Genomic DNA, 19,591 nt, shown 5'->3' on the forward strand with positions numbered 1-19,591 from the left:
CTCCGGCGCGGGCCCCTCGCCTTGTCCCGGGAGGGCGCCAGAAGGGTCCGGCGGCAAGGGGCGCGGAGACCATAAAACAGCTGTCTACCTGCGGTTATGGTATAATTGAGCTATCACCCGGAGAGCGGGGGACGCCATGCCAGGACCCAGGTTCCGCCCCTGCCGCCAGCACCAGCCGCTGCCGCTGCCGCCCGACGTCTCCGACCCGATCCCCGCGAACGCGATGGTCAGGCTCGTGGACGCGGCCGTCGGGCGCATGGACAGGCGCCTGCCCGGGTCGCCCTGCCCGGGAGGCGGCGCCCCCGCCCACGACCCCGCTATGATGCCCAAGGTGGTCCTGTTCCGCTGCGCGGGCGGCATCTGCTCGAGCAGGAAGATAGCGGCCGCGACGCGGGAGAACATCAACCCCATGCAGCCCACCGGCATGGAGCCGCTCGGCCACTCCACCGTCAACGGGTTCCGCACCGAGCGGGCGCGCCCCATCTTCGAGGAGGTCTTCGCCGAGGTCGTGGCCGTGCTCGCCGAGGCGGGGCGCATCGCCCTCGAGACCTGCTTCCTGGACGGCGCGAAGGTCGGGGCCGACGCCAACAGGTTCAGCTTCACGCGGAGGAAGCCGACCCTGAGGCACCGCGACCGGCCACAACATACGCAAGATGTTCCTGGCGGGCCTCAGGGAGGACCGGGGGCAGGGGGAATAGCCCCTCCCCGCCCTTCTTCACGGATGGCTGCGGCATCGCAGGGAACGGCGGTGGCCCGCCCCGGGGAACCGGGACGGGCCGCCTTCACGGGGCTGAGTTCGGGAAACGACTTCTAATACAGCCCCTTCCCGCACGTTAGCGATGCCCGAAGATGGGCGCAGGCCCTAATGGAGCTCGGGCCAGTATCCCTTGTTGGCCTCGATCATGTCGTCCAGGATCTCCTTGGCCACCGTCATGGACGGCATCGTCTTGTTCAGGGTGAACGCCTGGAGGACTTTCTCGTAGGACCCCTCGATGGCGCCCTGGACCAGCAGCTTCTCGGAGTTGAGCTGCTGCATCATGAGTCCCTGCTGGAACAGGGGAATCGGGTCCTGGCAGATGACCTCGGGGCCCTTCTTGCCGATGTAGGCGGGCACCTCGACCATGGCGTCGTACGGCATGTTCGGCAGCGCGCCGCGGTTCTCGGTGATGACCAGGAAGCGCGCCTTGGTGTCGTTCTTCAGGGCGATGGCCAGATCGGCGATCCAATCGCCGTGGCTGCCCGCATAGAACACGCTCTCATCGATCTCGCCGGTCTTCTCGTAGCGGTCGATGCCGTCGAAGAGGTTCTTCTCGCGCGTCTCCTCGACCTCGTTGGCGCGGGTGCGCTCGGGGTTGGAGTGCTCGACGAACTCCTTCTGCTGGAGGTAGTAGTTGAGATAGGTGTTGGGCAGGTACTCGGGGAAGAGCTCCATGATCTCGTAGACGCCCTTCCACACGTAGTACCAGCTGCCCTTGGTGTGGCGGTTCTGCTCGGGGTTCTCGTCGCCCTCGTCGCCGGACTTGGCGGCCTTCATGAGCGACTGCTTGTCGGCCAAGAACGCCGCGGGCAGCAGGATCTCGTGCTCCTTGATGTACTCGCGCAGACGCGGCAGCGCCTCCTCGCCGTTCACCTCGATGGAGGTGAACCAGCCGAAGTGGTTCAATCCGAAGTAGTCGTAGACGATATCCTTCTTGCTGCACTCGAGCGCCGCGGCGACCACGTCGATGATCGCGATGGGCATGTCGCAGATGTTGATGATGCGCGCCTTCGGGCGAAGCACGCGGCAGGCCTCGGAAACGATGGCGGCCGGGTTGGAGTAGTTCAGGATCCAATAGGTCGGCTTTGCGTACTTCTCCACGTCATCGATGAGCTCCACCATGGGGAAGATGGTGCGCATGCCGTATGCGAGACCGCCGCAGCCGCAGGTCTCCTGGCCGACGCAGCCATGGCGCAGCGGAATCTTCTCGTCCTGCTCGCGCATCGCGTAGCCGCCCACGCGCATCTGCGCGAAGACGAAATCGGCATCGGTGAACGCCTCGGCCTTGTCCGTGGTGACCGTCAGCTTGATGTCCAGCTTGAGGTCCTCGTGCAGAATCCAGTCCACGAGCACGCCGACCTTGCGCTGGCGCTCCTCGTTAATGTCGTACAGACGGATCTCGTCGACCTCGAGCTCGTCTTTGCGCAGGGCGATCGACTTGACGATGCCCGGGGTGAACGTGGAACCGCCGCCCGCCAAAGTGATAATCATGTTCGCTGCTTCCTTTCAACGATGTGCTGAATACCTACGTTTTCAGGCGGGGCCGACCGGAAAGCGCCCGGCCCCGCTTGGTCGATTGCATCCCAGATGGGGGCGCGCCTACATGTTGGCGAGGGCCTCCTCGACCTTGCCGCGCACGCTTGCGACCTCCATGCCGAAGATCACCTGGATATCGTTGCCCTTGCGAACGATACCGCTGTTCTTCATATGGTTGATGAGATCCTCGTTGACCTTGGACTCGTCGGCGACGTTGACGCGCAGGCGGGTGAAGCAGTTCTCCACGGACATGATGTTGTCCTTTCCGCCCAGGCCGGCGATGAGATCGAGGATGGCGTCGTCACCGGAGGCAGCCGCGGCGGAGCCGGAGGCAGCGGGAGCCGCGACGGCGGCGGTGCCGGAATCGGCAGAGGCGGCCTCGACGGCAACGGCGTCCTCGTCGCCCTCGCGACCCGGCGTGTGCAGATGCAGCTTCTTGATGAGCAGCGTGAACAGCGCGAAGTAGAGCGCAGCGTTGACCACGCCCAGAACGATCATCATGGGCCAGTTGGTCTTGTCGACGCCGAGCACGAGGTTGGACACCATGATGTTGATGATGCCGCCCGACGTGGCAGCGGGGATGGACAGAACCTTCAGCAGCATGAGGAACAGACCGGACAGCAGCGAATGGATCACGAACAGGATCGGCGCGGCAAACACGAACAGGAAGTCGATCGGCTCGGTGATGCAGGTGAGCACGGCGGTGATCATCAGCGGGATGATGATGGACTCGGTCTTCTTGCGGTTGGCCTTATAGGACGTGACGATGAAGGCGGCGCCGATGCCCAGATACGGCCACAGGTTGTTGAACGTGTAGCTGTTGAAGTAGGTGCTGTCGGAGAAGGGCTGACCGGTCATGGCCATCTCGGCAACACGGATCGGGTACGCACCGGCGATGGTCTGGCCGGCAACGGTCAGGGTACCGCCCACGTCAGAGAACTGGAACGGCGTGTAGACGAGGTGATGCAGGCCCAGCGGCACAAGCAGCTTGTTGAGCATGCCGTAGATGAACAGGCCGATGTTGCCGCTCTGCAGGATCAGGCTGGCGATCGCCGAGATCGCTCCCTGCACCGGCGGCCAGATGAAGCAAAAGGCAACGCCCAGCACCAGCGAGATGCAGATCATGATCAAGAACGGGAAGCGCACGCCGGAGAACATGGACAGCGCCAGCGGGAACTGCTTGGAGCCGAAGCGGTTGAACATGACGCCCGCGATGCAGCCGATGATGATGCCGCCGAACACGCCGGTGTCGAGCACCTGGATGCCCAGGACCTCGCTTTGGCCGGTGCCGGTCAGACCGAGCATCTCATTGGGCTCGGCAAGCATGCCCATGGCGTTCAGCATGATGTTGTTGGCGTTCAGGAACAGGAAGAACGACATCAGGCCGATCAGCGTCGCATGCCCCTTGTCCTTCTTCGCCATAGCGCCCGCGATGCCCGCGCAGAAGATGACAGCCAGGTTGTTGACGATGAACATCAGGCTGTTGTAGATGATCTGGCCGGTCACGGCGAAAAACGGCAGCTGCAGGAACGGAACCATCGCGGTGACGGTCTGGTTGGTGAGCACGATGCCCAAGATCAGCACGGTGCCGGCAACAGACAGGTACATCAGCGGCTGGACGATGGACTTCGAGAACACCTCCAGCGAGCCCTTAATCTTTCCCAACATTTACTCAGTACTCCTTTCCCCCGTGCTCAGGCCCGAGGCCGTCGCGTGTACGAGATTCATGATGTGGTAAACCAGGTAGCCCTTCTCCGCGTCGGTCACGCTGCGTCCGTAGGTGCCCGCAACATAGGCCCCGATCTTCTCGGCGCACGCGAGCGCGGCGGGGTACTGGTCCTTACCCAAATTGAACAGAAACGTGTCCTCCGACTGCTTCGAGTCCTCGCCCAAGACGCGCTGGGCGAAAAACTGCAGATGGCGGAGGAACCGCTCGTATTGGATGGACTCCTCGTCATAGGTGATCGAGAAGTCCCTGGAAACGATGTCCAAGATGTCCTGGATCATGCGGATGGACAGCACCAGGACGTCGGCGCGCTGGCCCATAGTGGCGTTCACGATGTGCAGCGCGATGAAGCCGGTCTCCCCCTCCGAGATCCAGATGCCCATGCGCTCGTGGATAATGCCCGCGGCGCGACGGGCAAGCGCGAACTCGCGCTTGTAGAACTGCTTGATTTCCATAAGCAGCGGGTTCTCGCAGGGCACGCCCGCGCGCTCGCGCTCGAGCGACAGCGAGATGTGGTCGGCGAGCGCGATCAGCAGGTTGTTGCCCACATGAAGGTCCGATTCGCGCTGAACCATCGAGACGATCTCGTCGGCGATGGTGAGGTATTCGACCGGGATGCTCTTGATGAGGTTCTCGAAGCGCGTGCGGTTCTCCTCGCTATCGAGCGTATAGACCTTTTCCACCATGCTCTGGTCGACCTCGTCGCCCGCGCGCTTTGAAAACGCCAGGCCACGCCCAACGGCAACGCATTCGGCGCCGGAATCATCGGTAACCAAAACGACGTTGTTGTTGTATACGCGCTTGATGAGCATCGGTAGTTCCTCGTCGCCGTTGTCTTACGCAAACCAGATGACAGCATCGCCCAGGGCAACCGCGCCCTCATCGCATGTGTGCAGGGTGCCGTCGCAGGTGGACTCGGCGATGAGCACCATCGTGGTGGCGGGATGGCCCGCCTCGGCGATCTTGTTCAAATCGAAGGTCACGAGCTTCTGACCGGCGGAAACGCGGTCGCCCTGGGAGATATGGGCCGTGAAGCCGTCGCCCTTCATGTCGACGGTATCGATACCGATATGCAGCAGAACGGAGATGCCGTTATCGCCCTGCACGGCAACCGCATGGCCCGTGGGGAACAAAGCCTGGACGGTTCCGGTGACCGGCGCGACGAGCACGCCCTCGCTCGGTTCGATGGCGATGCCGTCCCCCATGGTCTTGCTCGCGAACACCGGGTCGCTCACCGACTCGAGCTTGACGACCGTTCCCGCAACGGGGCAGGTGACCTCGGGGCGGGAAGCCGCAGCGTGCTCTTGCTGCTTTGAGAAGAGATTGGAGAAGATGCCCATAGATGCGCTCCTGTTCGAACATGTCGACTATCGACAAAAAATAGGCCTAACCAAAAGCCGAAGACATCCCGCCCTGTGGCGGGTCCTCAAGATTTTGGTTAGGCCTACTCGAGCGCAGTAACCTTCCGCATTTCTTACGACAGCAATTGACTATAGAAAGATATCACGCATCCTAATCGATTTCGGCGGCGAACGGTTGCATTTTGGCGATGAGCGGATTCGCCCCGCCCCATCGCATGGCGAACAGAGCAAGCAGAGGGCCGCAAGATCCCTCACCCGACCGGGAAGACCGCAGCACTGCGCCCGTGCGAGCGCGCGCCGCCCGAGAACCTTGTGCGCTACACTTGGAAGCACTGGCTGCCCGCGCGGGGCGTCAGGCGCAAAACACACGGAGGCGTTCCCTCACGCACGAAGGAGGCACGCGATGCACGATACCGGCATGAACATGGGACAGCTCGCCATGAGCGTCAAGCAGATCGACGACACGATCGCGATGGCGCGGGGCTGGAGCCACGATTTGCTGCACGCCACCGAGAATTACGACATGGAGCGCATCGGAGCCATGCTCGAGGCCGCTATGGGCTCCCTCGACCAGGCCCGCGCAGCCCTCGAGGGCTACGAGGACGCCATCGAGGCGGATCACAACTCCGTCGGAACCGTCAGGCTGGTGTAGCCGTGGGCTGCCCTGAGAACGCCGGCGAACTCGTCCGGTTCTCCGTCGCGGTTCCGGAGGACATGCTGGCCGGATTCGACGCCCTGATCGCGCGGCGCGGCGATGCCCGCAACCGATCGGAAGCCATCCGGGACCTCATGCGCGCGGCGCTCGTGCGCGAAAACCTGCGCACGCCGGACGAGCAGGTCATCGGCTCGCTCACCATGATCTACGACCACCACACCGGAGACCTGACGCGCCGCCTCGACGAGGTCCAGCACGACTACACCGACGAGATCGTCTCCACGATGCACGTGCACCTCGACCATCACAACTGCCTGGAGATCCTTGCGCTTCGGGGCAGGGGTGCGCGCGTCTACGAGCTCGCCGACAAGCTCCTCGGCCTTCGCGGCGTCCATCACGGGGAGCTTACGTGCGCGGCCACCGGGGCGAGCCTGGACCTGAGCGCATGAGAGGCCCCGCTGGGCACCGCCGCCATGTAGCCGTCCACGTCACGGGCATCGTGCAAGGTGTGGGCATGCGCCCTTTCGTCTATCGCGAAGCCCGCGCGCACCGCATCGCGGGATGGGTGCTCAACGCGCCTGACGGGGTGCACATCGATGCCGTCGGCAGCGCCCCGGATATCGAGGCCTTCCTCGAGGGCCTCCGCGGGCACGCCCCCGCCGCCGCGCGCATCGACGCGGTCTCCGTGCGCGACATGGAATGCCCCGATGAGCCCGAGCCGGGCGATCCGCGCTTCGCCATCCTCGCATCCGACGCGGACGGCGCACGGACCACGCTCGTATCGCCTGACATCGCGACATGCGACGACTGTCTGCGGGAACTCTTCGACCCCGCCGACCGACGCTATCACTACCCCTTCATCAACTGCACCAACTGCGGCCCTCGCTTCACCATCATCCGTTCGCTGCCCTATGACCGGGCGGCGACCTCGATGGACGCCTTCCCCATGTGCCCGGAATGCGCCGCCGAGTATGCCGACCCCGCCGACCGCCGGTTCCACGCCCAACCGGACGCCTGCTTTGCCTGCGGACCCCATATCACGTGGCGCGAGCACGGGCGCGGCGCGGCGGGCGCGCCTGCGCGCGGGACAACGCGCGAGGAAAGCGATGCGATCATCGAGCGGTGCGCCGAGCTGCTGGAAAACGGGGACATCGTTGCCATCAAGGGGCTCGGGGGCTTCCATCTGGCCTGCAGCGCGGAGGATGCTGGCGCGGTGCGCGAGCTTCGCCGCCGCAAGCGGCGCAGCAGCAAGCCGTTCGCCATCATGGTGCGCACCGTTCGCGATGCGCAGTCCCTCTGCTCCGTCGACGCCCGGGAGCGCGAGCTTCTCGCAGGAAGCATCCGTCCTATCGTCCTGCTCGCACGCGCTGACCGCGAAGGCGGCATCGATCTGACCCACGACGTCGCCCGCGACCTCCCCGAGATCGGCGTCATGCTGCCGTACACGCCGCTGCAGCACCTCATCATGGCGGCATGTGCCCGACGCGGAATCCGCGCCCTTGTCATGACCAGCGGAAACATCAGCGGCGAACCGATCGAGACCGATGATGACGACGCCTGGAGGCGTCTCGGCCCCATCGCAGACGCCCTGCTGGGAAACGACCGGGCCATCCTCTCGCGCTACGACGACTCCGTCGTGCGCTGCGCAGGCGGCCTCGTCCTTCCCGTGCGCCGGGCGCGCGGGTACGCGCCCCGGCCCCTTCCGCTGCCGCGCATCGAGGCCGGCGCGACCGCACCCGACCTGCTCGCCTGCGGCTCCGAGCAAAAGGCGACCCTCGCGCTGGTGCGCAACGATCCGGACGGGAGCGCCGCGTGCTTCCTGTCCCAGCATATCGGCGATATCGAGCGGGGCTCCACCTTCGGAGCGTGGCGCGACGCCCTCGAGCGCCTGGAATCCCTGTTCGACGTGACCCCCGCTGCACTCGCCTGCGATGCGCATCCGTCATACCTGTCGAGCCAATGGGCGCGCCGGCACGCCCGAGCGCGCGGCATCCCCCTCATCGAGGTGCAGCATCATCATGCACATATCGCCTCGGTCATCGCCGAGTCCGCGGCGCGCGGCATCCACGATGCCGACGACCCGGTCATCGGCATCGCGTTCGACGGCACGGGCGGTGGGGGCGACGGGACCGTGTGGGGCGGGGAGATCCTCGTTGCCGACCTTCGCGGCTTCACGCGCGCGGCGCACCTGCGCCCTTGGCGCCTCCCCGGCGGAGTCGCCAGCATTCGCGATGCCCGGCGTTGCGCATTCTCTCTGCTATCCCGCGACGGCCTGCTCGGCCACGCAGGCGCCGCCCCCTTGATCGAGATGCTCTCAGAGCAGGAGCGCTCCATCACCGCGACCATGGTCGAGCGCGGCATCAACAGCCCCCTCACCAGCAGCATGGGCAGATTCCTCGATGCCTGCGCCGCGATACTCGGCATCTGCGGACACGCAACCTATGAAGGCGAGCCCGCCATCGAGCTCGAGGCCGCCGCGACGCGCGCGCTCAAGCGCAACGGGGGCGCCATGCCCTCGAGCGCGACCCAGGGGCTCCCCTATGCGATACACCACGCCACCGAGCGCGGCCAAGACGCCCAGGCCCGCCCGCGGGAGGCCGGCGGGGGGCGCACCCCTCGATCCGAATGCGACGATCCCCTTGTACTCGACATGGAGCCTACTGTGCTCGGCCTGCTCGACGGCATCGCCGCTGGCATCGATCCCGACGATCTCGCGCTCGCCCTCCACGAGACGGTCGCGCAGGCGGCCGCCGATGCCGCGCGCCTCGTCTCGCTGAGCACCGGCATTCGAACCGTAGCGCTCTCGGGCGGCGTGTTCATGAATCGCCTGCTGCTCACGCGCACGGCCGCGCTTCTTGAGAGCGCAGGGATGCGCGTGCTCATCCCCACCACCGTTCCCGTCAACGACGGATGCATCGCCTACGGCCAGGCGGCGGTGGCGCGGGCGCACCTTGCGCGCCGATAGCCTGGCACGCGGGCAAGATATGCGACCTTCCGCCGCGACACCGGCGGTGTCGCGGCCGGCGCGAAGGCAATTGACCGGCGCTTCCTTGGCGACGTTGCCCCCATGACAGCGGAGCGGTACCATTTTCTCGATCAACGCGTCGCGGCCGCATCCGAAGGATGCGGCCGCAGAAAGAGAAGCATGCCATGTGCCTAGCAGTACCGGGCGCCATCACCCGCATCATTGACACCTCGACCGCAGAAGTCGATATGCTCGGGGCGACGCGCAACATCTCCCTGCGGCTGGTCCCCGAAGCCCGCGTCGGCGATTTCGTGCTCGTCCACGCAGGATTCGGCATCCAGATCATCGATCCCGAAGAGGCGCGCGAGACCATCGAGCTCATCCGGGAGATGGACGAGCTCGTGGCCGAGGAGCTCCCCGCCCCCGACGGGGCCACCGCATGAGCGCCTCCCCGAACCGGATGCCGCGCACCGCGGATTTCGCGGCGTTTCGCGACCCGGACCTTGCTCGCGAGCTCATCGCGCGCATCAACGCTCTGGTCGCAGACCGCGCCATCTATCTCATGGAAGTATGCGGGACCCATACCGTCAGCATCGGCCGATACGGGTTCCGCTCCGTTCTGCCCGAAGGCCTGCACCTGCTCTCCGGCCCAGGATGCCCCGTGTGCGTCACGGCGAATCGCGATATCGACCGGGCCATCGCGCTCGCCCGCCTCGACGGCGTCATCACCGCCACGTTCGGAGACATGATGCGCGTCCCCGGATCGAGCACCTCGCTTATTGCCGAAAAGGCGGCCGGTCGCGATATCCGCGTCGTCTACTCGCCGCTCGACGCCCTTGATATCGCCGCGCAGAACCCTGCGCGCGAGGTCGTGTTCATCAGCGTCGGATTCGAAACGACCACGCCCGCCATGGCAGCCTGCGTTCTCGAGGCCGCTGAGCGCGGCCTTTCGAACTTCTCCCTGTTCTGTGCGAACAAGACGACGCCCGCGGCGCTCCGCGCCATCGAAGACGACCCGCAGACGCGCATCGACGGCTTCCTGCTCCCCGGACACGTCTCGACCATCACGGGGGCGGCGCCCTATCGATTCCTCGTCGACGAGTTCTCCACCCCCGGCGTCATCACGGGCTTCGAGCCCGTCGATATTCTCGCCGGCATCGAGATGCTTGCGCGCATGGTCATCTCCGGCGCCCCCGATATCAAAAACGCCTACCCTCGCGGCGCGCACCGCGAGGGCAACACGGTCGCGCAGCGTCTGTGCGCCGAGGTCTTCGAGCCGTGCGACGCCCTCTGGCGCGGGCTCGGCGAGCTTCCCGCCTCAGGACTCAGGCTGCGCGACGCCTACGCGGCCTTTGATGCGTCCAGGCGGTTCGATATCGAGGTCGAGCCGACCGTCGAGCCGCGCGGATGCCGCTGCGGCGACGTGCTCCGCGGCCGCATCGCGCCTGGCGAGTGCCCGCTGTTCGGTCGCGGCTGCACCCCCGAACACCCCATCGGACCATGCATGGTCTCCAGCGAGGGAAGCTGCGCCGCCTCCTTCCGCTTCAAAGACCGCTAGCGAGTCACCCGGAGAGCTGATGGATATGAAATCAACGGACGAGCAGACGGTGCTCCTTGGCCACGGCTCAGGCGGCCAGATGATGAAGCGCCTCATCGACGACATCTTCTTCGAGGCGTTCGGTTCTCCCGAGCTCGTAGTCGGAAACGACGCGGGCGTCGCCGAGCTTCCCGCCACGGGCCGCATCGCGCTCTCGACCGACAGCTTCGTCGTGACGCCCCAGTTCTTTCCCGGAGGCGATATCGGCAGGCTGGCGGTATGCGGTACGGTCAACGATGTCGCCACATCCGGAGCGCACGTTCGATACCTTTCGTGCGGGTTCATTCTCGAAGAGGGCTATCCGCTCGATGCACTCCGGCGCATCGTGACGTCGATGGCCGACACGGCACGCGAGGCCGGCGTGCGCATCATCACCGGCGATACGAAGGTGGTCGAGCGCGGCGGCGTCGACGGCATCTACATCAACACCGCGGGTGTCGGGGAGGTCCCCGCCGGCGTCGACCTCTCGGGAGCGAACTGCGCGCCCGGCGACGCTATCGTGATCTCCGGCACGATAGGGGATCACGGCATCGCCGTCATGAGCCAGCGCGAAGGCCTCGCCTTCTCTACCGACATCGTGAGCGACGCCGCGCCCCTCAACCATCTCATCGCGGCCGTCATGGATGCCGCACCGCATGTCCGCTGCTTCCGCGATCCGACCCGCGGCGGCATCGCCAGCACCTTAAACGAGTTCGCCGCCGCCAGCCGCACCGTCCTCGAAGTGGAGGAGCAGGCCGTCCCTGTGCGCCCCGAGGTACGCGGCGCCTGCGAGATGCTCGGCTACGACGTTCTTCAAGTCGCCAACGAGGGCAAGATGGTCGCCATCGTGCCGGCCGACGAAGCCGAGGCGGCGCTCGCAGCCATGCGCTCATCTCGCTACGGAGAGCACGCCGCGATCATCGGAACTGTCTGCGAGCTTGCCTGCGGCACCGAGCCGTATGTCCGCGTGCGAACCCCTTGGGGGTCGACGCGCATCCTCGACATGCTCGTCGGAGAGCAGCTTCCCCGAATTTGCTAGGAGCACCGCCCATATGCCTTTCACCCATGTCATCTTCGACCTCGACGGCACCGTTCTCAACACCCTCGAGGATCTCGCACGCAGCGCGAACCGCGTTTGCACGGCGCACGGCTGGCCGACCTTTCCCATCGACGCCTATCGCTATAAGGTGGGAAACGGCATGCAGAAGCTGGTCGAACGCTTCATGCCCGCTGAATTCGCAGGAGACGGGGCCCTGTTCGAGCGCGTGCTTTCGGAGTTCCGGACCTGCTACGATCTCCACAAGGAAGATCACACGGCCCCCTACCCGGGAACCATCGAGATGCTCGATGCGCTGCGCTCAGCGGGGCTGACGCTCGCCGTCCTCACCAATAAGGACCATGCCGCCGCCCTCCCGCTGATCGAACGCTATTTCGGCGCCGGCCGATTCGCCGTCGTCCAGGGCCATACGGCGCAGTTCGATCCCAAACCGGCAGCGCCCATCACGCTCCATGTTCTCGAGCAGCTCGATGCCGCGCCGGAGCGGACGCTCTACGTAGGCGACTCCAACGTAGACGTGGAGACCGGTCACAACGCGGGTCTCGCCGTAGCGGGCGTCACCTGGGGATTCCGCGGCCGCACGGAACTCGAGGCGGCAGGGGCCGACTTCATCGTCGACACGCAGCAGCAACTCGTAGACATCGCGCTCGGCCGATAGCCTCCCCCGCTCGCGCCTTCGATTCTCCGTTTCCCCTTTTCGGGAGGACGAACGCGGACCGATCGGCACTTCCCTAAAGCGTCATGTTGGGATCCGCATCGATCGAGAAGTCCGAAAACTCGCCTTTCAAGAACTTCTCTCGCGCAACGACGGCGATCATGGCGGCATTATCGGTGCACGCGTTTTGCGGAGGCACGGTCACCCTGATCCCCTGGCGGCTCAGCTTCCTGACCATCATGTCGCGCAAGTGGGGATTGGCCGCAACGCCACCGCCGATGCAGTACTCCTTTGCCCCCGTCTCGCGCAATGCGTTGCGTGCCTTCTTGTACTGAACGTCGAAAACCGCCGCCTCGAACGAGGCTGCGAGGTCGGGCAGATGGATAGGCCTGCCCGCCTTGTTCTCCTGCTCGATATAAAGCATGACCGCGGTCTTGAGCCCTGAGAGCGAGAAGCGATAGTCCCCCTTACGATTCAGGGCGCGTGGGAAGTCTATGGCCTTGGGGTTGCCGTCCTCCGCAAGGCGCGAGATGATCGGCCCTCCGGGATACCCGAGCCCGAGCGCCTTCGCGACCTTGTCGAACGCCTCGCCCACCGCATCGTCAAGCGTCTCCCCCAGCACCTCGTAATCGCCCCACGCGCGGACGTGCACGAGCATCGTGTGACCGCCAGACACCAGCGTGAAGATGAACGGGGGCTTGAGATCGGGGGTTGTCAGCAGGTTGGCGTACAGATGCCCCTCAAGATGGTTCACGCAGATGAGCGGCTTTCCCGCCGCATAGGCGAAGCCCTTGGCGAATGCCACGCCGACCACCAGCGCGCCGACAAGACCCGGACCCTGCGTCACGCCCACCGCAGCGAGCTCCTTGGGCGACAGCGCCCCGCCCTCGAGACCGAGCGCCTCCGCCGCCTCCTCGAGCGCGGCATCGACGACGCCTACGATGACCTCGACATGCTTGCGGGAGGCGATTTCGGGCACCACGCCGCCAAAGCGAGCGTGAAAATCGATCTGGGTGGAAACCTGATTCGCCAGCAGGGTGCCGTCCGCATCGATGATGGCGACGGCCGTCTCGTCGCACGAGCTCTCGATAGCGAGCACGGGCTTTCGACGATCGAGCTCAGCAAACTCGGCATCCGTACGGCGGGGCTCGGAAAGCGGCCAGGCGCGATGGACGGCGGAGGTCGGCTCGGGAGACGCCGCATCCACCGGCAAGGCCAGCGGAAGCGAGGCACTCATGACGCAGGCATCGATGCCGGGGCCGTAGTAGCCGCGCCTGATTCCCACCCGAGAGAACCCAAGCTCCTCATAGAGCGCGACGGCGGCGGCGTTATCCGCTTCGACCTCGAGAGACGCGCTTTCGCAGCCGAGCATCTGCGCGTCATAGCTTACGTGCGCGAGCAGCTTGCGCGCGATGCCCTGACGACGATAGCCCGCGTCGACCGCGACGTCCAGCACCTGGATATCCTTGTCAACGACCATACCCCCCGCGATGCCGATGAGCCTGCCATCATCATGGGCCACCCACCAGGAGCGCGGCGCCGCGACCCCGTCTCCCAACTCGTCCAAAAACATCGTCGGCGTCCACGGAGCATGCCCCGCGCCCTCGAAACAAGCCGCCTCGAGCTCCGAGGCCGCTTCCGCATCGGCGGCGCCCATGGGCCTCAGCTGCAGATGCCTGCCGGCAAGCTCGTCGGCAACGCCGGTCGTATCCATATGAGCGCTTTCCGCCAGGCCAAGGCGCCTGCGCTCGTTTTCCTCCGCATCTGACAGACGCGTGTAGATGGGAAGCACGAGCGCGGGGTCTCCGGAACCAAGCGCCGCCTCGGATCCGCCCGCCTCGTCGATAAGCGCGCGGGCGGCAAGCAGCAGCCCTTCACCCGTCGGCCACCACAGATCGCGCGACAGCACGCGCGCCATCAGGCCCGCCTCTTCAAACCGGTTACCGTAGCGCACCAAGCCGTCGCCGGTCAGCTGAATCTCGTGCGCATCGGGACGGGAGGACCACTCTTCGATGGCGACCGAGGCCTTTACGACGCGCTCGCGCTCATAGAGCCGCACCGCGCCCCTCTCGTCAAGACGGTAGAGCGCGGGGTACACCTCGCCGCGCATGGCATCGGCGGCAACGCCCACGAGACCACGGACGCCCGCTCGCCATGCCGTCCATGCGGTCGCGTCGAGCGTCGAGACGCCGAACAGATCGACATTGGCACCGCGCGCAAGGCCCTTTGCCGTGGAGATCCCGATACGCACGCCCGTGAACGAGCCGGGACCGCGCCCGACCAGCACCGCGTCGACGTCGTCCATGGTTTTTCCGGCCTTCTCGAGCACCGCGGCAACGGTGTCGACCAGCTCCACGTTCGCATGGCGACGGCACAGATGGTCGGCTCGGGCGAGAACCTCAACGCCCGCGGCGGCCGCAGGCGACACGCCGTGCGCCGGCCACCACGCCAGCGCGCACGCCAGCATATCGGTCGACGTATCGCACGCCAAGATCAACGATCGCATCTCATCTGCATCTGACATCAATTGCATCCATTTCCCGTCGCGTCCGGCGCGCCCGCGATGCGGGCTGCCGCCAGATCGATATCACGCGCAAGCTCCTGCGCTCGAACGCCGTGAGGCTCAAGCGACACCAAGCGTCTCGTCTCGTCTTCCGGATCGCGCTGGATCACCACGGAGAGGAACTCGTCGGTCAGCTCGTCCTGGAACTGCTCCCCCCACTCCAGCACGCATACGCCCTCGTATCCCAGCACGTCGTACACGCCCGTATCCTCGAGTTCATATGCGTGCTCCAGGCGATACAGGTCAAAATGGAACAAGGGGATCCGCCCGCCATCGTGCACCGCCATGAGCGCAAAGGTGGGGCTGGTCACCGGATGGGTGTCCCCCAGCCCGGCAGAGAGCCCCTTGGTCAGATGGGTCTTTCCCACGCCCAAGCCCCCGGTGAGCACCAGCACGTCGCCATCGCGCACCCCTCCTGCCATGAGCCGCCCGAATTCCATGGTGTCTTCGACCGATTCGCTCACAAAGCGGCCGGCTCCGATTCGGCTGAGCGCCATGCTACTCCACGACCTTCGGCAGCGCGTCGGAGTGCTCCGACGCGGGCGCAACGGGAGCATCGGCGGGATGGCGCTCGAGATAGTCTCCCAGCATGCGAAAATCCTCTTCGATCAACTTCTGCCACGCGGGGTTGCGCAGCGCCGCCGCCGGATGGAAGGTCGGCATGACCACGAAATGCCCCATCTGATGGAACCTCCCGCGCAGCTTCGTGATGCCGATTTCGGTTTTGAGCACAAAATGCGTCGCAGGGTTCCCCAGCGTCACGATGATATCCGGCCAGATGCTGCGAATCTGCTCCCGCAAAAACGGCGAGCAGGCGAGCACCTCATCAGGCCGAGGATCGCGGTTTCCCGGAGGACGGCACTTCAGCACGTTCGCGATGTAGATATCCTCCCGCTTGAGCCCTGCGAGCGAGAGGATCCCGTTCAGGTTCTCTCCGGCCCTGCCCACAAACGGCTCTCCCTGCAGGTCTTCATTGCGCCCGGGGGCCTCGCCCACGAACATCACGCGCGCATGGGGGTTGCCCACACCGAACACGATGTTCGTGCGCGTCTCGTACAGCGGGCACAGGCGGCAATCCCCCAGCACAGAGCGGATCTCCTCGAGGGAGACCTCGCGTGGCTTCTGGTGCTCATGCCCTGGAATATGCATCACGCCCATGGGTGCTCCTTAGCAGTAGATCTTCTCGAGCCGCATGCCGAACCCGCACGCAACCTCGTAGTTGATGGTGCCGCGCAGCTGCGCCATCTCGTCCATCGTGATCTCGGCGTCCCCGTCGCGCCCGACGACGGTCATGATATCGCCCATCTGGGCCTCGGGAATCTGCTGGCGGGAAGTCTGGGTAATCGCGACCATCATCTGATCCATGCAGATGTTTCCCACCTGGGGGATGCGCATGCCGCGATACAGCACGTCCATGCGATTCGAGAGCGTGCGGGACAGACCGTCCGCATAGCCGAGCGGCAGGGTGCAGATCTGTACGCGCGCGCGGGGAACGCGGTAGGTGAAGCCGTACCCGACACCCTCTCCCATTGCCGGGTGCGCGGTTCGCGTCACGCGCGCCTTGACGCTCATGACGGGGTCGAGCGGGAACACAGGACGCGTGACCTCACTGGGCTGCAATCCGTACAGGCCGATACCCGCGCGAATCATATCGTAATGCGTCGAGCCGTCGAGGATCGACGCCACGGTGTTGTCGCAGTGGACGATACCGCACTCATATCCCGCATCCTTCATGGCGGCGACCGCCTCGTCGAAACGCTTGCACTGCAGCTTATAGTCCCAGCCGTTCGACTCGTCGGCAGTCGCAAAATGCGTGAACACGCCGTCGCAATGGATGCCGCGATGGAAATCGATCTCGCGCCGGAACTCGAGGACATCGGCATAGTGCACGCCGATGCGATTCATGCCCGTCTCGATCGCCATGTGGTATTTGCCGATCGTGCCGCAGCTCACCGCGCGCTCCCCGTAGGCGAGGGCGAACTCCGATGTGTAGATGGAGGGCATGAGATTGTGCTCGAGCAGCGTGTCGATCGCCGTCATCGGGGGCTCGCTCAGCACCAAAATCGGCTCGGCGATCCCGCCTTGGCGAAGCTCGACCCCCTCGTTCACCGTCGCCACGGCGAACATGTCGGTCCCTGTGGCGTGCATGACCTTTGCGCAGGCAACAGCCCCATGACCGTACGCGTCCGCCTTCACGACGCAGCACAGGCGCTGTCGCGGCCCCAAGAGGTTTTTAAACGCACGCGTATTGCGACGAAGCGCGCCCTGGTCGATTTCGACCCACGCCCATCGCGTCAGAGGCTCCTTGCGAAGCACCATGGCCTACTCAGCCTCCCCATCGGTCAGAATTCCCAAATCCTTGCAGGCCTCGTTTTCCACAAGCTGAAGCGCCTCGCCGATCAGGTCGATCAGATCCGTGGCGATAACGCTCTTTTCGCCATATTCGGCGGCTGCGGCAAAACCCGTATAGGAATGAACGGCGACCGCGTAGGCGCACAGCAGCTCCCAGCGATCAACATCGCCATGGGCGGTCGCAACGGTCCCCGCCATAATACCGGCGAGCACATCCCCCGACCCGGCCGTCGCAAGAGAGGCGGGTCCCGAGATGGGAATGAGCACCTTTTCTACGCCCACGATAGCCGTCGTCGCGCCCTTCGCGACCACGACCAGATTATCCGATCCGACCGCCCACTCGATGCGCTGGGCGGCATCGATGGCCGTACCCAGGTCGTCAACCGGAACGTCACCCACCAGGCGAGACAGCTCGCGGTGATGAGGCGTCAAGATGAGCGGGGCCTCGCGACGATAGAGCTCGGGAGTCTTGTCGATACCGTCAATCGAAAGACGCGCAAGGCAGTTGAGGGCATCGGCGTCCAAGATAAGCGGCACGTCGAGTTCAAGCAGACCGGAGACAACCTGCATGCAGCCGGATGCCGTCGTCATCCCGGGCCCGCAGAGCACGCAATCGTATTTCTTTGCGATCTCGCACACCACTTGGCGCGCAGCGGCACCGAACGATCCGCGTGAATCGGACGGAATGGCGATGACCGGAATCGAGGGAAGCGCCATGCGAATCAGATTCGCACACGCATCGGGCGCAGCGACAGCAACATAGCCGGCGCCCGCACGCGCTGCGGACTTCGCGGCCATCATGGCAGCACCGGGATACCGAGCGGACCCCGCGACCACGAGCACCGATCCGCGGGAATACTTGTTGACGTTGGCGGGCAGAGGCTCGATATAATCCACCAGGTCCGCAGGCTCAACGATTTCAGCCGCATGGTCGACATCGTCGATAACCTCGTCCAACCGATCGTAAAGCTCACCGCACACGAGCTCTCCGACAAACTGGGGGCCGTCGGCGCTATAGAGGCCTATCTTGGGGGCGATCATGGTGGCCGTCTTATCAGCCCGCACGCAGTGATCGGCGGCAACGCCGCTGTCAGAATCCAAACCGGAGGGGACGTCGACGGAAATCACGCGAGGAGAACTGTCGTTCAGCGTCGGGATCCAGATGGAAAACGGCGGACGGACCTCTCCATGGAAGCCGGTTCCCAAAATCGCATCGATAGCAAGATCGGCTTTCACCAGAAGAGCTGCAAGCTCATCGCGCGAGGGACCGACGACGATCTCGACATCGCGCCCCGCGGTACGACGGGCGACATGGCGCGCCAAAGCAGACGGAACCTCATTGGGCTCAACGGGAGACACGACGACGACATGGACATCATGCTGCTGCAGGATGTCGGCCGCAACCCAACCGTCGCCGCCGTTGTTGCCGAAGCCGACAAGAACAACGACCTCCTTCGGATGATACGAAAGAGCTGTCGAAGCTACGAACTCGCCCGCATGCTCCATAAGCTCAGCTTTGGACGTGCCTTCACGCTCGATGATGTTCTCGAGCTTGACTACTTCTTCGGTACTCAGAATAGGCTTCATATAAGCTCCCGTTTCAGTTAGGCCGTTTCGCCGTCCGAGGCGGACAGCTCAATGATAGATGCGCTATCAAGCTCGTCGAGGACCGCACGAGCCTCACGAAAGGATTTTGCGATCTTCGTCCGATCGTCTTCTTTGACATCTTTTGGCTTAGGGCGAACATCGGCGGTAATGGCAAGGGCGTTCGCAATGGCCAAATCGGTGGTGAACGATAAGGACAAGGCGACCTCAACAATACCTTGATGCTGGGCGATCTCTGCAGCACGGCCGCTCAGGACAGCAAGGGGTTTGCCGTTCTTATCACGAGATACGGAAACATCAGATCGACCGACGCCTTGACCAAAACCGGTACCGAGCGCTTTAAGAACAGCTTCCCGAGCAGCGAACCTGCAAGCATAATGCGCCGCAGGACGTGCAGAAGCATCGCAATACGCCCGCTCCTCATCAGTAAACAGGCGCTGGGCAAACGAAGGCGTCCTCTCGAGAATCTGCTCCATGCGGCTGATCTCGACGATGTCGACACCGATTCCCGCCTCTGCCATATACACCACCTAAATCATCTACAAATGCACATGCATAGGTATTGTACTAGCAACTGAGAGATACGACGTAGAAGCACGCAGGAACCACGACAGCCTCAGCAGGCAGAAGCCCCGAAACGCGATTTCTCCCGCTATGCATACCGGGCGCCCTCGTCCTCCGGGCCGCCGAAGCCGGCGGGACCGCGCCAGATCGCCCGGCGGGCGCCATCCGCGGCTATGCAAGAATCCGCGACGGGAGGGCCTCAGCAGCAGGCGGAGCCCC

18 protein-coding genes are annotated in these 19,591 nt (G+C 64.7%); 8 read left to right on the forward strand and 10 right to left on the reverse strand.

The window, feature by feature from the left end; translation table 11 throughout:
- The first annotated feature begins 136 nt into the window (after window positions 1-136).
- Window positions 137-814 carry a transposase gene (locus QVN30_RS03750; protein ID WP_289835517.1) on the forward strand — a complete coding sequence of 226 codons (678 nt, stop codon included), beginning with the start codon at window positions 137-139 and terminating at the stop codon, window positions 812-814.
- A 48-nt stretch (window positions 815-862) separates the two neighbouring features.
- On the opposite strand, the gene QVN30_RS03755 is transcribed toward QVN30_RS03750, so the two are convergent.
- The 4 genes from QVN30_RS03755 to QVN30_RS03770 form a co-directional block, all read right to left on the reverse strand.
- Window positions 863-2,248 carry a 6-phospho-alpha-glucosidase gene (locus QVN30_RS03755; RefSeq protein WP_289835518.1) on the reverse strand — a complete coding sequence of 462 codons (1,386 nt, stop codon included), beginning with the start codon at window positions 2,246-2,248 and terminating at the stop codon, window positions 863-865.
- Window positions 2,249-2,356: 108 nt separating this feature from the next.
- Entirely contained in the window at window positions 2,357-3,961 is a 1,605-nt protein-coding gene (locus QVN30_RS03760; RefSeq protein WP_289835519.1) for a PTS transporter subunit EIIC, read from the reverse strand.
- The gene (gene licT / locus QVN30_RS03765; protein ID WP_289820203.1) at window positions 3,962-4,831 is read right to left on the reverse strand and encodes a BglG family transcription antiterminator LicT; all 870 of its coding nucleotides are present in this window, start codon (window positions 4,829-4,831) and stop codon (window positions 3,962-3,964) included.
- A gap of 24 nt (window positions 4,832-4,855) precedes the next feature.
- Window positions 4,856-5,359: a PTS sugar transporter subunit IIA gene (locus QVN30_RS03770; RefSeq protein ID WP_289835520.1), complete on the reverse strand. Its 504-nt coding sequence runs from the start codon at window positions 5,357-5,359 to the stop codon at window positions 4,856-4,858.
- 424 nt (window positions 5,360-5,783) lie between these two features.
- Here QVN30_RS03770 and QVN30_RS03775 point away from each other — a divergent pair, with 424 nt between their 5' ends.
- The 7 genes from QVN30_RS03775 (at window position 5,784) to QVN30_RS03805 (ending at window position 12,291) form a co-directional block, all read left to right on the forward strand.
- The gene (locus tag QVN30_RS03775; RefSeq protein ID WP_066831421.1) at window positions 5,784-6,032 is read left to right on the forward strand and encodes a hypothetical protein; all 249 of its coding nucleotides are present in this window, start codon (window positions 5,784-5,786) and stop codon (window positions 6,030-6,032) included.
- Window positions 6,033-6,034: 2 nt separating this feature from the next.
- Entirely contained in the window at window positions 6,035-6,484 is a 450-nt protein-coding gene (nikR, locus tag QVN30_RS03780) for a nickel-responsive transcriptional regulator NikR (protein WP_289835521.1), read from the forward strand.
- Entirely contained in the window at window positions 6,481-9,000 is a 2,520-nt protein-coding gene (hypF, locus tag QVN30_RS03785) for a carbamoyltransferase HypF (RefSeq protein ID WP_289835522.1), read from the forward strand. Before nikR ends, hypF begins: the two co-directional genes overlap by 4 nt.
- Before the next feature lie 185 nt (window positions 9,001-9,185).
- Window positions 9,186-9,443: a HypC/HybG/HupF family hydrogenase formation chaperone gene (locus QVN30_RS03790; RefSeq protein ID WP_204571614.1), complete on the forward strand. Its 258-nt coding sequence runs from the start codon at window positions 9,186-9,188 to the stop codon at window positions 9,441-9,443.
- The gene (gene hypD / locus QVN30_RS03795) at window positions 9,440-10,558 is read left to right on the forward strand and encodes a hydrogenase formation protein HypD (protein ID WP_289835523.1); all 1,119 of its coding nucleotides are present in this window, start codon (window positions 9,440-9,442) and stop codon (window positions 10,556-10,558) included. The genes QVN30_RS03790 and hypD overlap by 4 nt, the downstream gene beginning before the upstream one ends.
- A 19-nt stretch (window positions 10,559-10,577) precedes the next feature.
- Window positions 10,578-11,615: a hydrogenase expression/formation protein HypE gene (gene hypE / locus QVN30_RS03800; protein WP_289835524.1), complete on the forward strand. Its 1,038-nt coding sequence runs from the start codon at window positions 10,578-10,580 to the stop codon at window positions 11,613-11,615.
- A gap of 13 nt (window positions 11,616-11,628) precedes the next feature.
- Window positions 11,629-12,291 carry an HAD family hydrolase gene (locus tag QVN30_RS03805; protein WP_087201793.1) on the forward strand — a complete coding sequence of 221 codons (663 nt, stop codon included), beginning with the start codon at window positions 11,629-11,631 and terminating at the stop codon, window positions 12,289-12,291.
- A gap of 73 nt (window positions 12,292-12,364) precedes the next feature.
- Here the strand turns inward: QVN30_RS03805 and tsaD are convergent, their stop codons facing one another.
- The 6 genes from tsaD to acpS are packed head-to-tail and all read right to left on the reverse strand — an operon-like array spanning window position 12,365 to window position 19,329.
- Entirely contained in the window at window positions 12,365-14,812 is a 2,448-nt protein-coding gene (gene tsaD, locus QVN30_RS03810) for a tRNA (adenosine(37)-N6)-threonylcarbamoyltransferase complex transferase subunit TsaD (protein WP_289835525.1), read from the reverse strand.
- Window positions 14,812-15,348, reverse strand: coding sequence for a tRNA (adenosine(37)-N6)-threonylcarbamoyltransferase complex ATPase subunit type 1 TsaE (tsaE, locus tag QVN30_RS03815; RefSeq protein WP_289835526.1), 537 nt, complete (start codon window positions 15,346-15,348; stop codon window positions 14,812-14,814). The genes tsaD and tsaE overlap by 1 nt, the downstream gene beginning before the upstream one ends.
- 1 nt (window position 15,349) lies before the next feature.
- Window positions 15,350-16,009: a uracil-DNA glycosylase gene (locus QVN30_RS03820; RefSeq protein WP_087201797.1), complete on the reverse strand. Its 660-nt coding sequence runs from the start codon at window positions 16,007-16,009 to the stop codon at window positions 15,350-15,352.
- Window positions 16,010-16,018: 9 nt separating this feature from the next.
- On the reverse strand, window positions 16,019-17,170 hold the full coding sequence (alr, locus tag QVN30_RS03825; RefSeq protein WP_204539690.1) for an alanine racemase: 1,152 nt from the start codon (window positions 17,168-17,170) through the stop codon (window positions 16,019-16,021).
- Window positions 17,171-17,173: 3 nt separating this feature from the next.
- A complete protein-coding gene (locus QVN30_RS03830; protein WP_079989112.1) occupies window positions 17,174-18,790 on the reverse strand; it encodes an NAD(P)H-hydrate dehydratase in 1,617 nt (538 codons plus the stop codon).
- A gap of 17 nt (window positions 18,791-18,807) precedes the next feature.
- Window positions 18,808-19,329, reverse strand: a complete 522-nt coding sequence (gene acpS / locus QVN30_RS03835; protein ID WP_204571617.1) for a holo-ACP synthase — start codon at window positions 19,327-19,329, stop codon at window positions 18,808-18,810.
- Window positions 19,330-19,591: the final 262 nt, after the last annotated feature.

It is taken from the genome of Collinsella ihumii, assembly GCF_030385545.1.
Classification (GTDB): domain Bacteria; phylum Actinomycetota; class Coriobacteriia; order Coriobacteriales; family Coriobacteriaceae; genus Collinsella; species Collinsella ihumii.